At 62.5% G+C, this 17,005-nt stretch carries 15 protein-coding genes; 8 read left to right on the forward strand and 7 right to left on the reverse strand.

All coding sequences use genetic code 11. From position 1 onward, the window contains the following. Window positions 1-176: 176 nt before the first annotated feature. From N0P34_RS13675 to N0P34_RS13695, 5 genes are all read left to right on the forward strand, one after another. On the forward strand, window positions 177-1,088 hold the full coding sequence (locus N0P34_RS13675; RefSeq protein ID WP_275603782.1) for an ABC transporter substrate-binding protein: 912 nt from the start codon (window positions 177-179) through the stop codon (window positions 1,086-1,088). A 33-nt stretch (window positions 1,089-1,121) separates the two neighbouring features. Continuing rightward, window positions 1,122-2,312, forward strand: coding sequence for an ABC transporter permease (locus N0P34_RS13680; protein ID WP_275603783.1), 1,191 nt, complete (start codon window positions 1,122-1,124; stop codon window positions 2,310-2,312). Continuing rightward, entirely contained in the window at window positions 2,309-3,241 is a 933-nt protein-coding gene (locus N0P34_RS13685) for an ABC transporter ATP-binding protein (RefSeq protein WP_275603784.1), read from the forward strand. Before N0P34_RS13680 ends, N0P34_RS13685 begins: the two co-directional genes overlap by 4 nt. A 53-nt stretch (window positions 3,242-3,294) precedes the next feature. Then, window positions 3,295-3,990 carry an ABC transporter permease gene (locus tag N0P34_RS13690; RefSeq protein ID WP_275606987.1) on the forward strand — a complete coding sequence of 232 codons (696 nt, stop codon included), beginning with the start codon at window positions 3,295-3,297 and terminating at the stop codon, window positions 3,988-3,990. Between the two features lie 137 nt (window positions 3,991-4,127). Continuing rightward, window positions 4,128-6,140 (forward strand): Calx-beta domain-containing protein, encoded by a 2,013-nt coding sequence (locus tag N0P34_RS13695; RefSeq protein WP_275603785.1) that lies wholly within the window; start codon window positions 4,128-4,130, stop codon window positions 6,138-6,140. 21 nt (window positions 6,141-6,161) lie between these two features. On the opposite strand, the gene N0P34_RS13700 is transcribed toward N0P34_RS13695, so the two are convergent. The 7 genes from N0P34_RS13700 to N0P34_RS13730 form a co-directional block, all read right to left on the reverse strand. Next, the gene (locus N0P34_RS13700) at window positions 6,162-6,863 is read right to left on the reverse strand and encodes a glutathione S-transferase (RefSeq protein WP_275603786.1); all 702 of its coding nucleotides are present in this window, start codon (window positions 6,861-6,863) and stop codon (window positions 6,162-6,164) included. Between the two features lie 64 nt (window positions 6,864-6,927). Further along, window positions 6,928-7,830, reverse strand: a complete 903-nt coding sequence (locus N0P34_RS13705) for a sugar phosphate isomerase/epimerase (protein ID WP_275603787.1) — start codon at window positions 7,828-7,830, stop codon at window positions 6,928-6,930. Between the two features lie 62 nt (window positions 7,831-7,892). Further along, window positions 7,893-8,837, reverse strand: coding sequence for an ABC transporter substrate-binding protein (locus tag N0P34_RS13710; RefSeq protein ID WP_275603788.1), 945 nt, complete (start codon window positions 8,835-8,837; stop codon window positions 7,893-7,895). 63 nt (window positions 8,838-8,900) lie between these two features. Then, the gene (locus tag N0P34_RS13715; protein ID WP_275603789.1) at window positions 8,901-9,881 is read right to left on the reverse strand and encodes a ribose ABC transporter permease; all 981 of its coding nucleotides are present in this window, start codon (window positions 9,879-9,881) and stop codon (window positions 8,901-8,903) included. A gap of 34 nt (window positions 9,882-9,915) precedes the next feature. Then, window positions 9,916-11,469, reverse strand: coding sequence for a sugar ABC transporter ATP-binding protein (locus tag N0P34_RS13720; protein ID WP_275603790.1), 1,554 nt, complete (start codon window positions 11,467-11,469; stop codon window positions 9,916-9,918). Further along, window positions 11,466-12,836: a carbohydrate kinase gene (locus tag N0P34_RS13725; protein WP_275603791.1), complete on the reverse strand. Its 1,371-nt coding sequence runs from the start codon at window positions 12,834-12,836 to the stop codon at window positions 11,466-11,468. Before N0P34_RS13725 ends, N0P34_RS13720 begins: the two co-directional genes overlap by 4 nt. After that, the gene (locus tag N0P34_RS13730) at window positions 12,833-13,615 is read right to left on the reverse strand and encodes a DeoR/GlpR family DNA-binding transcription regulator (RefSeq protein WP_275603792.1); all 783 of its coding nucleotides are present in this window, start codon (window positions 13,613-13,615) and stop codon (window positions 12,833-12,835) included. The genes N0P34_RS13725 and N0P34_RS13730 overlap by 4 nt, the downstream gene beginning before the upstream one ends. 170 nt (window positions 13,616-13,785) lie before the next feature. Here N0P34_RS13730 and N0P34_RS13735 point away from each other — a divergent pair, with 170 nt between their 5' ends. Genes N0P34_RS13735 through N0P34_RS13745 form a run of 3 tightly spaced genes read left to right on the forward strand, consistent with a single transcriptional unit; the run spans window position 13,786 to window position 16,950 of the window. Further along, window positions 13,786-14,847, forward strand: a complete 1,062-nt coding sequence (locus N0P34_RS13735) for a class II aldolase/adducin family protein (protein ID WP_275603793.1) — start codon at window positions 13,786-13,788, stop codon at window positions 14,845-14,847. After that, a complete protein-coding gene (locus N0P34_RS13740) occupies window positions 14,844-16,106 on the forward strand; it encodes an FGGY-family carbohydrate kinase (RefSeq protein ID WP_275603794.1) in 1,263 nt (420 codons plus the stop codon). The genes N0P34_RS13735 and N0P34_RS13740 overlap by 4 nt, the downstream gene beginning before the upstream one ends. After that, a complete protein-coding gene (locus N0P34_RS13745; RefSeq protein ID WP_275603795.1) occupies window positions 16,099-16,950 on the forward strand; it encodes a TIGR01459 family HAD-type hydrolase in 852 nt (283 codons plus the stop codon). The genes N0P34_RS13740 and N0P34_RS13745 overlap by 8 nt, the downstream gene beginning before the upstream one ends. The last annotated feature ends 55 nt before the right edge of the window (window positions 16,951-17,005 follow it).

The raw sequence follows: 17,005 nt of genomic DNA on the forward strand, positions 1-17,005 counted from the left end.
TGCGTATGAAGGGCCTAACGGGCGGGACGCAGAAATTGATCCACCCGGCGCACTGAGATGAAGCGCAGATGTCTTGGAGGAACCAGCGCGGTTACGAGGCGTTTGTCGAGAGCCTGAATTCTGCGCGACGCGTCGTAATCTGGCAAAATCTGATAGAACGAAGGGTGGTTCAGGCAATGATAGACGGCAAACTCGCAGTCGGCGCGCTCGCGGCGCTGGTTTTAATGACCGGCACGGCTTCGGCCCAAGTGGTCGTCTCATCCAAGATCGATACCGAAGGTGGTGTCCTCGGCAATGTCATCAAGCAGGTGCTCGAGAATAATGACATCGCGGTGGAAGATCGGATCCAGCTTGGCGCGACACCGATCATGCGCGAGGCGATCATCGCCGGCGAGATCGACATCTACCCCGAATATACCGGCAATGGCGCGTTCTTCTTCGACCGGGCGGACCAACCCATCTGGAACAATGCCGCCGAAGCCTATGATACGGTGGCGCGGCTCGATTATGAAGCCAACAAGATTGTCTGGCTGACGCCGTCGCCGGCGAACAACACCTGGGCCGTCGCCCTGCGCAGCGACCTGGGCGAGGCTAATGGGCTGACGACGTTCTCCGAATTCGGAGCTTGGGTGGCGGGCGGCGGCGCGGTAAAGCTGGCGGCCTCCTCGGAATTCGTCAACTCGCCTCCTGCCTTGCCAAAATTCCAGGAAGTCTATGGCTTTACGCTGACGCCGGACCAATTGGTGGTGCTGTCAGGCGGCGATACGGCCGCGACCATCGCTGCGGCGGCGCAGCAGACCAATGGCGTCAATGCCGCCATGGTCTATGGCACGGACGGCGGGATCAGCGCGTCCGGGCTCGTGGTGCTCGATGACGACAAGGGCGTACAGCCGGTCTATCAGCCAACCCCGATCATCCGGGAGGAAGTGCTGAAGCAATATCCGCAGATCGAGGAGTTGCTGAAGCCGGTGTTCGAAGCGCTCAGCATTGAAGTCCTGCAGGACCTTAACGGGCGTGTGCAGCTTGGCGGTGAGCCGGCGGCTGCAGTGGCGACTGACTTCCTGACGCAGAATGGCTTTCTCGATTAGTCCTCGCGTCGGGAAGGCCGCCAAGGGGCGTCAATGAGCATTGCACTATCGGCAAGGCGTGAGAATGCGGGCGGGCTTCGCCTCGATCCGCTCGGGGTCTTGATCACGATCATCGCCGGGGCAGGATTTTTCCTGCCCTTTGCCGTGTTCAAGGCCAATCGGATCGTGCCGGGGGATGGACTGCTCCTCTGGGAAGCCCTGCCCCCGCTCGCGCTTGCCGGTATGCTGGTCGCTATGGGCGCAGCCCTTGCTGCGGCTCTGGTCAGGGCTTCGGACCCGGTAAAGCTCGGGGTCAGCGCCGTGGCGCTTGTCATCGTGGCCATGTGCATTGGCGTTGCTGCGAACGGGTTGGCCCCTGAGGAGAACAGCTATGCGCGCGTTTCGATCGGGGCCGGCTTCTGGCTGATCGCCTTCGCGCTGGCGCTGATGCTGACCGATGCGCTGGCACGGCGAAAAATGCAGCCCATGCAGCGATTGGGACTCCTGGCTCTGGCAATCGGCGTCGTCTGCGTCTTCTTCTGGAGCGGGGCCTGGAGCGAGTTGTCGATCCTCAAGGAATATCAAAGCCGGGCTCCAGCATTCTGGAGCGAGGCGAAGACCCATGTCCTGCTTGCCCTCGCCTCGGTCGCGCTGGCCGTAGCGATTGGCGTTCCGCTGGGGATCGCCAGCTACAAAATCAAAAAGATGCGGCGGATAACGCTGGGCGTGCTGAACGTGATCCAGACCATTCCCTCGATCGCGCTTTTCGGCATGCTGATCGTGCCGCTGGCGTGGGTGGCGGCCAATGTCCCGGGGGCAAGTGCCGCGGGAATATCGGGCATCGGCACGGCGCCGGCCATGGTTGCGCTGGTGGCCTATGCGCTGCTGCCGGTGGTGGCCAATACGCTTGTGGGCTTGACGGGACTGCCCCCGGCCACCGTCGAGGCTGCGCGCGGCATGGGCATGAGCGGCATGCAGAGGCTGGCGCAGGTGGAGTTGCCGCTGGCGCTGCCCGTGATCCTCACGGGCATTCGCATCGTGCTCGTGCAGAATATCGGGCTCACAACAATCGCCGCACTGATCGGCGGCGGCGGCTTTGGGGTCTTCGTGTTCCAGGGGATCGGGCAGACGGCGGCGGATCTGGTTCTCTTGGGCGCCGTGCCGACCGTGGTGCTGGCTTTTGCGGCCGCTGTCATCCTCGACAGTTTTATCGAGATGTCTTCGGGAAGGATGGCGCCGCCGTGATCGAAATCGAAAATGTCGTCAAAGCCTATCCCAATACGCGGGCCGTCGACGGGGTAAGCCTCGTGGTCAAGCCGAATACGATCTGCGCGCTGGTGGGCACCTCCGGCTCGGGCAAGACCACGCTGTTGCGCATGATCAACCGGCTGGAGGAACCGAGCGCGGGCGATATCCGGGTCGACGGGCGCAGCATCAAGAGCGTTCCCGCCTACGAATTGCGGCGCCATATGGGCTATGTGATCCAGGGAAATGGGCTCTTTCCGCATTGGACCATCGCACAGAATGTCGGGACAGTGCCGCGACTTCTGGGGTGGAGCAAAGGCAAAATCGCGAGTCGTGTGGATGAGTTGCTGGAGCTTTTTCAACTCGAGCCCGAGCTTTTTCGCCATCGCATGCCGCACCAATTGTCCGGCGGGCAGCGCCAACGTGTCGGCGTGGCGCGCGCGCTGGCGGCAGAGCCGAACATATTGCTGATGGACGAGCCATTCGGCGCCCTCGACCCGGTAACGCGGGGCAAGGCGCAGGAGGACCTCAAGCGCATCCAGGCCAAATTCGGCACGACCATCATGCTCGTCACCCACGACATGGACGAGGCTATCCAACTTGGTGACCGCATTGCCGTGATGGACAAAGGCAAGCTCCTGCAATGCGCGCCGCCCGACGAGATCATCGCCGATCCGGCAACGGATTATGTGCGCGAGCTGGTGGGCACGACGGACCGTGCGTTTCGGCTGTTGTCGCTGTCGAGCGTCGGCGAGCATGTCGAGCCGGGCATGGCGGAGGGCGAAGCTTTCGAGATGGGCATGAGCCTTCGCAACGCCTATTCCGAGCTCTTGTGGTCGAGGCGCAGGGCTGCTCCGGTGCAGAAGGACGGCGCGATCGTGGGGGTTATCACGCTCGAAAAGCTGGGCGCCCTGGCGGCCAAGCCGTGATCAGAACGGGGTTCCTTCTCCGCCTCGGCGCGGCGGCTCTGCTGGCTTGGGTGATCATCCGCCCGGGTGATTTCGACTTCTTCTTTTCCCTGTTTGCCCGGCCGGGACAGGTTGCCGTCTATAATCAGGGCAGCCTCGTTTCGCTGACGCTGAGCCATCTGGCCATCGTCTTTGCTGCCATCACCGCCTCAGCGCTGTTGGCGGTGGGCCTTGCCATTCTGGTGACACGCCCCTTTGGGGCGGAGTTCCTGCCGGTATCGCGGGCCATTGCCAATATCGGCCAGACATTCCCCCCTGTCGCGGTGCTGGCGCTCTGCGTGCCGATATTGGGATTTGGGACGACACCGACCTTGGTCGCGCTGTTTCTCTATGGCCTGCTGCCGATCTTCGAGAACTCGCTTACCGGGTTGGCGGGCCTTCCCCCGGCCGTCACCGAGGCCGCCAAGGGGATGGGAATGACACCGCTGCAGCGGCTTATGCGCGTCGAGCTGCCGCTGGCCCTGCCGCTCATCCTCTCGGGGCTGCGCCTCTCGACAACCATAGCTCTTTCCACCGCCACCATCGGATCGACGGTCGCCGCGCGGACGCTTGGCGAGGTGATCATTGCCGGGCTGCAATCGGGCAATACTGCCTTTGTCGTGCAGGGTGGATTGATCGTCGGCGCGCTGGCGCTGCTGATCCATGATGGCTTTACCGCGCTGGAGCGCTGGCAGTGGCGTGCCATCGGGGGCGGTGAACAATCGGGGTAGTTTGGTAACCTCAATTTCAATCACCATGGGAACAGCTGCAGCGATGCGCTCGAGACGCCCCGGCGATTGAAACTTCTGTTAGGAATTTAAATCACTGATGGGCATCAAATTATTTTATCCCATTGGACTTTACGATCATGGCAAGCATTCAGGGTATCTATGTCGCGCTCTTTGGCCGTCCGGCAGATCCTGAGGGCCTCGCCTATTGGAGGGACATCACCAATGATGGCGCAAATCTGAGTGCCCTGATCGGAACGCTGACGGCAACGCCCGAATATCTCGACCGCGTCGAACACAAGACTCCGGCCGAAATCATCGGTTCGATCTACCTTGCATTGTTCAACCGGGAAGCCGATGCGGATGGGCTTGCCCACTTCATCGCGGCGCTCGAGAACGGCGAACAGTCCATCGAGACCATCGCCATCAACATCTTCGACGGGGCGCAAAGCGCTGATCTCGACGTTCTGGCCGCCAAGGTCGCCGCCGCGGAAGCCTTTACGGCAAGCCTCGACACGCCGGAGGAGATCGCGGCCTATGCCGGCACGGATGCAGCGGCGATCGGCCGGCAATTTCTCAGCGAACTCAACCCGGCCGATCCATCCGGCACGCTGGTTTTGGAGCAGTGGGTCTCCAAGCTGTTGAACCCGACCGAAACGGGCAATGGCGGCGGTGGCAGCGCCCCACCCTCGCCTTCCTATTCCATCTCGGCGTCTAATGCCGCCGTGGGCGAAGGCAGCGGGGCAGCGATCACCTATACGGTCACGCGCGTTGGCGCCCTGGATGCGGCGACGATCTCTGTCGCGCTCACCGGCACTGCGGTGGCCGGTACCGACTATACGACGACCCTCGTTGATGGAGAACTGAGCTTTGTCGCGGGGGCGACCACGGCGAGCTTTACGGTAACGCCGATCAATGACACGCGGGCCGAGGGCGACGAAACGGTCATTGCCACCATCTCCGGGCCCAGCGACGGCGTGGCGATCACCACAGCCAGTGCGCACGCCACGATCGTCGATGACGAGCGCCTTACGCTTCTCACGCCGAACTCGCAGATACCGAGTTATCCCCCCCAGATGTCCGGCGATGGCAGCGTCATCGCTTTCAGCAGCCTTGCCACCACACTGGACCCCAACGTCATCGACACCAATGGGGTCATGGATGTTCTCGTCTACCGCAACGGCACGATCACCAACATCACCGCGCATGGCAGTGGCGCCAGCTACCATCCCGAAGTTTCGGTGGATGGCCGCACCATCGTGTTTTTCAGCGCGGCGCAGGATTTGATCCCGGGTGTCACGGAAACCAACGGGTTCGAGAACATCTTCGTCTACCGGGATGGGACGATCATAAACCTCACTCCGCATGCTGACAGGGCAAGCTTCACTCCGAGTGTGTCGGCCGACGGCAGCGCGATCGTGTTCACGAGCGAAGCCAGCAATCTCGACCCGAACGCGACCGAACCCAATGGACAGATGAACGTCTTCCTTCACAAGGACGGCACGATCACCAACATTACCGCAAATGCCAATAATTACAGCGGAATGGCCGCGATCTCCGCCGATGGGAGCACGGTGGTCTTTCTCAGCGATGCCACCAACCTCATCGAGGGCTATGACGACAACAATGGCTTTGCGGACATCTTTGTCTACCGCAATGGCATTCTGACCAACATCACGGCCGGCTCGAATGGCGACGACGCCTATTACGACCTCGACCCAAGAGTCTCGGCAGATGGCAGCACGATCGTCTTTACGAGCCAGGCCACCAACCTTGTCGATGGCGTGGTGGACGACAATGGGGTGGCGGACATCTTCGTCTACCGGAACGGCACGATGACCAACATCACGGCCCACGGCAACGCCGAGAGTGGCAATCCCGTCATTTCTGCTGACGGCAGCACGATCGCGTTTACGAGCAAGGCCAGCAATCTCGTCGATGGCGTCGTCGAGACGAACGGGGACTATGACATTTTCGTCTACCGGAATGGCGTGCTGTCGAACATCACGGCACATGGCAACGGTTCAAGCCTCAGCCCCTGGCTGTCCGCAGATGGCAGCAAGCTCGCCTTCGTCAGCCACGCCACCAATCTAGTTCCGGGGGTGATTGGCACGAACACCACTGGCGACGTCTATCTGTACGAACTGCTCTGAGGCGTGGCGCTCCGGCGCTCGCTACTCGTTCAGATATGTCTTCATCGACGCGCCGATCTGGCCACCGGCATAAGCGTCGCCATACTCGCTCCGGGCCTTTGCCCGGAGTTCGGCGAGCGCCGGCAGCGAAGAAATGCGCTCTGAGAGCGCCATGGTCCGCGGCGCGGTGTCGACCAGAAGTGTCTTCAGGCGGCTGAAGCGATCGCTGATCGTGGTCCAGAGCGTTGCGGTGATCACATCAGCCAGTCCCGGGTGGTCGCCGCCCAGCAGATAGCCGGCATCGTCTGCCAGGCCATGCCGACGACCCAGTTCCTCCCACATCGTCATCCACTTTTCGATGCGCGGAATGGATCGCTGCCATCGCTCTTCGGTCCACATGTCCCGCCCGCCATTGAGGGTGAGCTCGTCGATGACATCATTGGCGTCGTTGACCACTTTCAGGGTCATGCCGCGCAATTGCGGGGTGGTCGGGAGCAGGCCCAGGCTGTCGCCGAGGTAGTAGATAATGGCCGGCATCTGGGACAATGCGAAGCCGGATTGATTATCGATCAGGACAGGCGGCCCCATGAAGGGGACCGGCATGTCGGATACTTTCCCGGCCATCAGTGCCGAGATCTTGCCATCGCCAGGCTCGCTCCAGCTCTTGCCTGCATAGGCGAGCACGGCCCGCACGAACTGCCCCCGAAAGGGGACCGACCAGTAAAGAAGCTCGTATTCGGCCACCGGATAGTCCTCGCGCTAAAGGCGAGAAACGGACCCGGCGGGAAGAGCGTTCCCGCCGGCAGGCTCAGGATGGAGAAAGCGTGTCGGGATTGGCGACCAGCGCAGCCTTGCGGCGGGCAGTCGCGAAGCCCAGGTCGATAAAGGTGCGGGCGTGGTTGGCGAGGTCCACATTGTCGTCCCAGAGGTTGCGCCAGATGCCCGTGGCGATCGAGAGTTTTTCGTCCACGATCTCGGAGGAGAAGCTCTCGAAGGTGACCCAGTCATCGTAGCCGATAGCCACCAGCGCGTCGAAGATGGCGGCAAAATCGATGTTGCCGGTCCCAAGATAGCCGCGATGGCTTTCCCCAATATGGACATAGCCGATCTTGTCCGCCGCATTGCGGATAGCGAGGCCGATATCGGCTTCCTCGATGTTCATGTGAAAACTGTCGAGGTGGAGGAAGACGTTATCGGCACCAGTCGCCTCGATGAAGGCAAGCCCCTGCGCGGCCGTGTTGAGCAAATTGCTCTCGAAGCGATTGACGATTTCGAGGTTGAGGGTGACGCCTGCGCCAGCCGCAATTTCGGCGGCGCGGGCGACGGCGTCGACACTGCGCTTCCAGCTTTCGAGGGTTGGAGCGTGGACCTGCTTGCCGTGTGCCGAGGACAATATGCCTGCGAGTTTGGTGCCGCCGAGATCGCGCGTCAGGGCGATGGCGCCGGAGAGGATTTCCTGACCGCGCGCGACGATAGCGGGATCGGCGCTGGAGACGTCACCTTCGGCCGGAAGCCCCATGCTGATGGACACGTCGAGGCCGTGATCGCTGATCCGGCGCGCGAGCCAGGGAACGTCAACCTGGGCGGGGTCGAGATAGGAAAACTCGATGAGTTTGAATCCGCTATCACGGGTTTTTTCGAGTGCCGCCTCAAGTTCGGTCTGGCTCGATCCCGCGCTCCAGACGAAGGAGTGGATGCCTAGCTTGCTCATGGGTCCCCTCAAGCAAAGAAAAAGACGGCGCGGCCCTGGGGCCGCGCCGCTGGTCGGGAGTTTTAGCGGACTGCGGTCCAGCCCTTGTAGGTGCCGAGATTGTCCGAGGTGATCAGCTCGGGTTCGAGCAGGATCGTGTCCTCGGCGGGCTTTTCACCCTTGAGGACGGCCACACCCATTTCGAGTGCCTGGCCAGCCATGACATAGGGGTCCTGGGAGGCCGAAGCCTTGATCATCGACGTACCGCTCTTCAGGGCTTCCTCGATATCGGGAGCGCCATCGACGGCGGTGATGATGAAATCGGTGCGGTTGAGCTGGCGGGCAGCCAGTTCAGCACCGATGGCGGTGGGATCGTTGATGGCAAAGACGGCGTCGATGTCATCGAAGCGGGTGAGCAGGCCCTGCATCACAGCAAGACCACCTTCGCGGGAGCCCTGGCCATTCTGGTCGTCGGACAGAATGGTGATGCCCGGGTTCTGGGCGAAGACGTTCTTGCAGCCCTGGACGCGATCGATGATCGAGGACGAAGCCGGGCCATTGATGATGATGACGTTGCCTTCGCCCTTGAGCTCGTCGACGATGTACTGGCAGGCCTTTTCGCCGGCGCTGACATTGTTGGTCATCACCGTGACATCGGCGCCGGGTGCGGAAACGTCGAAAGCAGCGACGACGACACCGGCGTCGCGGGCCTTCTGCACGGCCGGGGCAATGGCGCTGGCATCAACGGCGTTGAGCATGATGATGTCGACGCCCGCAGCGATGAAGCTGTCGATCTGGGACACCTGCTTGTTGAGGTCGTAGTCGGCGGAAACCGAGGTTACGCGGACGTCGGGATTGATCTCGCGGGCCTTGTCCTCGATGCCCTTGATGGTGGCGACGAAGAAGGGATTGCCCAGAAGGCCGACGGAAATACCGACATTGGTCAGTTCCTTTTCCTGGGCCATGGCCCCGGTCAGGGCGCAGGCGGAAAGCGCGACGCCACACAGCAGCTTTGGTAGAAAGTTCATTGTAGTCCTCCCTATTGAAATGGCCGCTGAAGGCGAGCCACGAGTTGCCGGAAAACCGGTAGATCAGGTCCTCGCGCCACCGGCGAGCCGATAGCGATCCAGCGCTACGGCAGCGATGATGACCAGTCCCTTGATGATGTATTGCCAGATGTCCGAGACCCCCGTGAGGATGAGCCCGTTGGACAGAACGGCGATGATGAGTGCGCCGATCAGTGTGCCCCAGATCGAGCCGACGCCGCCGACGAAGCTGGTGCCGCCCAGGATGACGGCGGCGATGGCGTCCAGCTCATAGGCCTGGCCCAGCTGGAGGCCATTGGCCGCATAAAGCCGTGCGGCCGACATGACGCCGCCCAGCCCTGCCATGACGCCGGAGAAGCAATAGACGAAGAGCAGCACCAGCGGCACGTTGATGCCGGTGAGGCGCGCCGCATCGGGATTGCCGCCCACCGCATAGATCTGGGTGCCGAGCACGGTGCGCTTGAGCACGAACCAGGAAATCACCACGATCAGGAAGGCAATGATCACCAGCCAGGGCACGCCCAGCACGCTGCCATTGCCGATGAACTGGAACGGCAGGTTCGGGTTGAAGACCGTGGTGTCGGCACCCAGCAGGCGCGCCAGACCGCGCACTGCGGTCAGCGAGCCCAGGGTGACGATGAAGGGCGGCAGCTTCATATAGGCGATGAGCGCGCCATTGGCGAAGCCGCAGGCCAGGCCCATGGCGAGACCGGCCGGAATACCCAGCAGGCCGATATCGGGGAAGAGCGAGACGATCACCGCCACCATGGCGGATGCGGCCAGGATCGAACCGACCGACAAATCGATGCCGCCGGTGAGGATGACGAGGGTCATTCCTGCCGCCAGCACAGTGTTGATCGAGGCCTGCTGCATGACAATCGAGAGATTGTTCGGGTTCATGAAGCGGCCGCTGAGCAGCTGAAAGCCCACCGCGAGGATGATCAGGACCGGCAGCATGCCGAGCGCGGCCAACATGGCGCGAACGCGTTGGCGCTGGGCGATGGGGCTCACTTGTGCGTCGGTCATGGTTCTGCCTGTGGTGAGGAATTGCACATCGGGGTCACGCCGCGGTTTCGCGCAGCGCGCCGGTTGAGAAATTCATGATCGTTTCCTGGTCGATCGGCTTGTCCGGTGTGGAGCGTACCTCCCCCACGATCCGGCCCTCGCGCATGACGAGGACGCGGTCGGCAATGCCGATGATCTCCGGAAGCTCGCTCGAAATGACGAGGACAGCGATGTCGCGCTGGGCCAGTTCGTCGATAAGCCGATAGATCTCGGACTTGGCACCGACGTCGACGCCGCGCGTCGGCTCGTCGAGAATGATGACCTTCGGGTCTTTCTGGAGGAGCCGTGCCAGCAGCACTTTCTGCTGGTTGCCGCCTGAAAGGGCTCCGGCGCTGATGCTCGTGCCGGCGGTGCGGATGGAGAGGTCCTTGACCGCCTTTTCCGCCCGCCGCCGGGATGCAGGGCGGTCCAGGAGGCGGCCCGCGCCAGCGTCGTCGCCGATGACGCTGATGGAAATATTGTCGGAAATCGACATGTCGAGGAATAGGCCGAGAACCTTGCGATCCTCGGTGAGGTAGGCAATGCCGGCCTCGATGGCGTCGCGTGGACTGGAAATCTCGAGCTGCGATCCCTCCAGGGACAATGTGCCAGACTTCTTGCGGTCGGCGCCGAAAATCAGCCGGGCGAGTTCCGTGCGGCCGGAACCGACAAGGCCCGCAAGACCCAGAACCTCGCCCTTGTAGAGGTCAAAACTGCAGCCATGGACACGCGCGCCATCGGACATATCACGCACGGCGAGCGCCAGTGCACGATCGGCGGAAGGGCTGCGGTGCTCCTTCTTGTAGAAAGACGAGAGATCGCGTCCCACCATCATCGAAACCAGCCGCGAGGCCGAGAGTTCGGACCGGTCAAGCGTGCCGACATAGGCGGAGTCGCGCAAGACGCTCACCCGGTCGGCCAGCTGGTAGATCTCTTCCATCCGGTGACTGATATAGATGATGGCGATGCCCTGAGCCTTGAGGGTCTCGATGACGCTGAAGAGCTTGTCGGTTTCGCGCGAAGTCAGCGAGGTCGTCGGCTCGTCCATGACGATGATGCGCGCCTGGGTGGAGAGGGCGCGCGCGATCTCCACCATCTGCCGCTCGCCGAGGGACAGGGTTCGCACGATGGTACGCGGGGAAAAGGTGATGCCGAGCCGGTCCAGGATGGGCTTGGCGGATTTTTCGGTGGCCCTCGTGTCGATGAGGCCGAAGCGGGAGGGTTGGTTCCCGAGATAGATGTTCTGCGCGACGGTCAGATTGGGCGCGAGGCTGAGCTCCTGGTAGATCACGGAGATACCGCTGGCGCGGGCCTTGATCGGATCGCCCAGCGCCACCGGATGGCCATCGAGCAGGATTTCGCCGCCCGGGTCGGGCTTGTAGGCGCCTGAAAGGACTTTCATGAGAGTGGATTTGCCGGCGCCGTTTTCACCCATGACGGCATGGACTTCGCCGGGATAGACCGTCAGCGAGACATTGTTGAGGGCGCGGATGGCGCCGAAGGTCTTGCTGATATTGCGCATTTCGAGGACGGGCCTGGTCGGGGCCGCGCTCGAGGTCTGCTCACTCATGCCACAGCCTCCCGCTGTTGGGTCGAGACGAGCTGACGCCAGGTCTTGCGGTAGGCATCGAGCCCGGCCAGTGCCAGCGGCTCGCTGCGTGCAAGATCTCCAACGACCGCATGGACATCGAAATCCTCCATGGCGAGGGCCGCCGCGCCGAGCGCGCTTCCCTCTACCTCCCGGCTGGAGAGTACGGTCTGGCTGTGGCGCAATTGCGCCAGAAGCGGCGCATAAAGACCGGTTTTGACGAGCCCGCCATCGACCACCAGATCATTGTCGGACTGGACCAGATCGAGCGACAGATCGGTCATCAGCGCCACGTAGAGAAGCGCAACAGCACCGCGTTCTTCGGGTGTCGGCTGAGGGCCGATGACCTGGCCCTGCATGCCCTGGAACGGCCCGCCTGCGGCAAAGGATGGCAGGGCGAAGATCGATTTTTCGATGACGCCGTGAAGCGCCGCCAGCGAAATCGGAGCATTCCACCCTTGGCTGACCAGATCATATTCGCGGCCGCCCATGAAGCGGATGGTGGCGACAGGATTGCGGTCGACGGTGACGTTGGCGAGCATGTCGCGCCGTTCGTCGAGCACCTGAAGCGGGCAGGATGTGTTGAAGATGATCACCCATGTGCCGCTCGAAACGAGGGTGAAGTCATCGAGGCCAAGGGCTCGGTAGAGATAGAGCGCGGAATTGCTGTCGTGGACGCCATTGTGGACGGCGAGGTGGCGTGTTCCCATGGGCGTGCGCAGGGCGTAGGAGCCGATGCGCTCCCCAGCCCGGGCGAATGGCGGCATCTTTCCCCGCCAATCATGCTTCCGGACCAGCGTGCTGAAATCATCTGCCAGCGGCGCCCAGAGATGGGAATGGCAGCCGAGATAGGAGACTTCCGAGGACGGTGCGCCACCGAAGCGCCAGCTCCAGAACTGCGGATAGCTCAAAATCCATTCGGCATCGGACACTGAAGGAGGTTCGTCCTCGGCGAGCCACAGTAGATGGCGGCCATAGTTGAAGCCAAGCGGCAGGACAGGGGAGAATGTCTCGCTGAACGGTGGGATTTCCGCGTCTATGTGGGTCGCGGTTTCGGGGCGCGGATCCTGCTCGTAATCGAGGATGGGATGGGTCAGCCCATTGGGTCCGACCAAGGCGAAAGTGCAGCCATGGCCGGAGACCATGATGCCGGTGACATTGTGCTGATCGGCAATGTCGGCGAGGGACGCCTGCATCCAATCGAACAGATGCGCATCGTCGAGCACGCGACGCCCCTGGTGATCGATCCAGACCGGCTTGGTCCTCGTCTGATGGAGGATGGACCCATCGCGCGAGAGGACGAACATTTTCGAGTTCGTCTTGCCCAGATCAAAGACCGCGAGGCTCATTGCTCCGCCCCTCCCCGACCGGCGATCAGAACGGTAACGCCATTGTCCTCGAGTTCCTTGGCGTCGGCGTCGGAGAGATCCTCGTCTGTCACCAAAGTGCCGATACGCGAGAGCGGCAGGACGACGTTGCGCGGGCGTATCGCGAATTTGCGGCTGTCGGCGAGAACGACGACCTCATCGACCCAATCACTCAATTCGCTCACGACGCGCACGAGCAGCGGGTGGGATTCCAGTGTCCCCTCTCCGCTGATGCCCTGTGCCCCAACGAAAAAGCGCGAGGCATAAAAAGGAACGGTGCTGTTGGCCGGCGAAGCCAGGATGCCAGGCTCGCGATGCAGTTCTCCGCCTGGCAGGATCAACTGGCAGGCGCCGTGATCGCCGAGATAGGCCGCGAGCGGCATGGAATTGGTGTAAACGCGCAGGCTTCGCTGGGCCAACATGACGCCCAGATGAAAGCAGGTCGAGCCGGCATTGATGATGATGGAATCTCCATCGCGCACCAGCGTGGCCGCCAGCCGGGCTATGGAGCGCTTGGCATCGACGGCGATATCGCGGTTCTCATCATAGGGGCGCGCCGAGCTGGCTTTGCCGCCCGTGCCTTCGCGGGCGGAAATACCGCCATAGACTTTCCGCGCCCGACCGAGCTGATGCAGCTTTTCGATGTCGCGGCGGATCGTGGCAGCGGAAACGCCCAAGGCATCCTGCAGGTCGCGCACCGACACGAACGGGCGATCCTTCAGAATGTCGGCGATCTGCTGGTGACGATCCGAGTCGATCACGCCACTGTCCTCCCAGGGCAATTTATTGCCTCATTGGGGCCATCGTATTCACAACTCACTCACGCTTGCAAGAGGGTGATGATCAAAGTCCATCACCCTTGACGAAAGTTCCTCACCTAGCCTAGACCGTTTCTCATGGCGTTACGCGATGGACATCACGGGAGGGGCCGATGACAGCGGATCAGCACAGCACACAGGCGCTGGCGGCCCTCAGCACCTTCTCGGCAAGACTGGGAAGCGACATCACCCGCACCCAGGGCGCCGGTGGCAATACATCCATCAAGATCGGCGAGGTGATGTGGGTCAAAGCATCCGGCACCTGGCTGGCGCATGCGCTGGAGCGGGACATCATGGTTCCGCTCGAGACCGCACCGCTTGTGGCTGCGCTTGACGCGGGCGATCCCCGCGCGGAGAAGGCAACCGATTTTGTCGTCGCCGCGCTCAACCCCTCCGGATTGCGGCCGTCTATCGAGGCGAGCGTCCATGCTTCCATTCCGCAGCGTGTCGTGGCGCATTTCCACTGCGTCAACACTCTGGCGCACGCGGTCTGCAGCGATGCCGAGGCCGAGCTGACAAAAATCTTCGCGGATCGCTTGCCGCATCTGCGATGGGCGATGATCCCCTATCGCCGGCCGGGAACGCCGCTGGCGCGGGCCATCGCCGAGGTGCGTGCTGATGCGCCTGATATTCTCGTGCTTGCCAATCATGGGCTGGTGGTGTGCGGCGACAGCGTCGCGGAAACCGAAGCGCGGGTGGAAGAAGTGACGGCCGCACTCGCCCTGCCCCGGCGATCCGCTCCCGCTGCGGATATTGACTGGCTGGAGGCGACGGCGCGGCGGCTGGGTGAGTTTGGCTTGCCGGATGATCCGGAGTCTCACGACATCGCACTCGACCCGGCTGCGCTGGCCATGGCCATGGGTGGCTCGCTCTATCCGGACCATGTCATTTTTCTCGGTACGAAGCTTGGAACGCTCGATGACAGCCCAAACCTTGCGCTGTCCGAAACTGGCGAACCTGCCAAGCTGGTGGTCATTCCCGGCAAAGGGGTTCTCGTGCGCTCGGATCTGACGCCGGGTGGGCACGCCATGGTGCGATGCCTCGCCGAGGTGATCACGCGGATCCCGGCAGGCAAGAGCCTCAACTATCTTTCGGCTGAACAGGAATACGAGCTCACCCATTGGGAGGCCGAAAAATACCGGCAATCCCTCGATCGGCAGGCGACCAAGGGATGACCAAGGCCGCTATCGTCGGCATCGATCTGGGGACCTCCGGCGTCCGCGCAGCGGCGATAGACAATGATGGCCGGGCCCTCGGCCTTGGCGCACACAGATTTTCCGCGCCACAAGAGGCCAGCGACCCCGTCCAATGGCGACAAGGCGTCGAGCACAGTCTCGCGCAGCTGGGGGAGAATGTGGATTTGTCGGCGGTGCGCGGCGTGGCTGTGGACGGCACATCAGGGACGGTGCTGGCGCTCGACAAGGCCGGTGCGCCGATCGAGGCGGCGGCGATGTACAATGCGCAGGTGTCCTCGCCCGATATTCTCGCCAGCATTGCGCATCACGCGCCGCCTTCCAGTCCCGCGCGGGGCGGCAGTTCGCCGCTCGGCAAGGCGATCGACCTCTACCGGCGCCTTGCCCCCGCGCACATCGTGCATCAGGCTGACTGGGTGGCCATGCAGCTCGGCGACGGGATCGCCTATAGCGACGAGAACAATGCGCTGAAAACTGGGTACGACCTCGATAGCCGCACCTGGCCCGCGTGGATCGAGCGGGCGGGACTGCCTGTCCATCTGCTAGCCGATGTCCGAGCTGCCGGCAGCCCGGTCGCCGCCATTGGTGCATGGGGCCGGTCGCTGGGATTGCCAATGGATTGCCGGGTGCATGTCGGGACGACGGATGGTTGCGCCTCGTTCCTGGCCACGGGCGCTGCGGAAATCGGCGACGGGGTCACCGCGCTCGGCTCCTCCCTGGTTATAAAGCTGCTATCGGCGAAACGGATCGAAGCGCCCGAATTCGGCATCTACAGCCACCGCGTCAATTCCATGTGGCTGGCCGGCGGCGCGTCCAACACTGGAGGGGCAGTGATCAAGGCGCTGCTGCCGGACGCCGATTTCGATGCCTTGAGCGCCCGCATTGACCCGGAAAAACCGAGCGGATTGTCCTATTATCCGCTGGCGAAACCAGGAGAGCGTTTTCCGGTGAGCGATCCCGATTTCGCGCCACGATTATCACCGCGTCCCGATGACGACGCCCTCTATTTCCAGGCGATCCTCGAGGGAATTGCCGATATCGAGGCAAGGGGATACGACATGCTCGAAGCGCTTGGCGGCCCTGCCCTCAAATCCATCCGGACCGTCGGAGGCGGCGCCGCAAACGAAGCCTGGGAGCGTATCCGGGCCAAGCGGCTCGGTGTACCCTTCCTGCCAGCGCTGTCGCTCGAGGCAGCCGTAGGTGTCGCCCGCCTGGCCCTGAGGAATGTGCAACATGGCTAAGCTCGGACCCTCCGTCTCGCTGCAGGAACTTGCCGATCGATACGCCGTGTTCTTCGTCGACCAGTTCGGCGTCTTGCTGGACGGGGCGAAGCCTTATCCCGGCGCCGTCGCGGCATTGGCCTTTCTCAAGTCGCGCGGCAAGACTGTCATCATCCTCTCCAATTCAGGCCGCGCGAGCGACTATAATGGCAGGCGGCTGGAAAAGCTGGGCATCGGGCCAGACCTCTACGACCATCTGGTCACCTCAGGAGATGTTGCATTTTCCCTCGTCAGGACCGGTTGGTCGGGCCTGCCGTCATCCATTGGAACGCCATGCTTCACGATTTCGAGCGGGGGAGATACCAATCTGGCAGACCGGCTGCAGTTCCGGAACGTGTCGACGGCTGACGCTGCGGAACTCCTAGTGATATCCGGAAGCGAGGCAGACAGGATCGACCTTCAGTCATACCGGGAGATGTTGCGGCCAGCGGCCGAGCGTGGGGTGCCCGCCATCTGCACCAACCCCGACATGGAGATGCTGACCGGCAAGGGCACCGCCCCGGGCGCCGGAGCGATCGCGCGCGTCTATGAAGAATTGGGCGGCAAAGTCGGATGGATTGGAAAGCCCCATAGCGCGATCTACGAGCATGCCTTTGGGCTCTGCGGCGGGCCGGCGAAGGAAACACTTATCGCCATCGGGGACAGTATCGAACACGATATCGCGGGAGCCGCAAATTTCGGCATCGATGCAATATTGGTCCGGACCGGCATCCATTCGCGGCTTTCGGAGGCGGCGCTCGCCGGGCTGCTGGAAGAGAGCGGCGCGTTCCGGCCGATGGTGATGGCGGCGTTTCGTTTGAGCTGACCTCGACCGCGCGGATAATTGAAAGCCAAACTCAGGACTTTCCCCTGCGATAGCG

Origin of the sequence: Devosia sp. FJ2-5-3 (assembly GCF_029201545.1) — a bacterium.
Classification (GTDB): domain Bacteria; phylum Pseudomonadota; class Alphaproteobacteria; order Rhizobiales; family Devosiaceae; genus Devosia.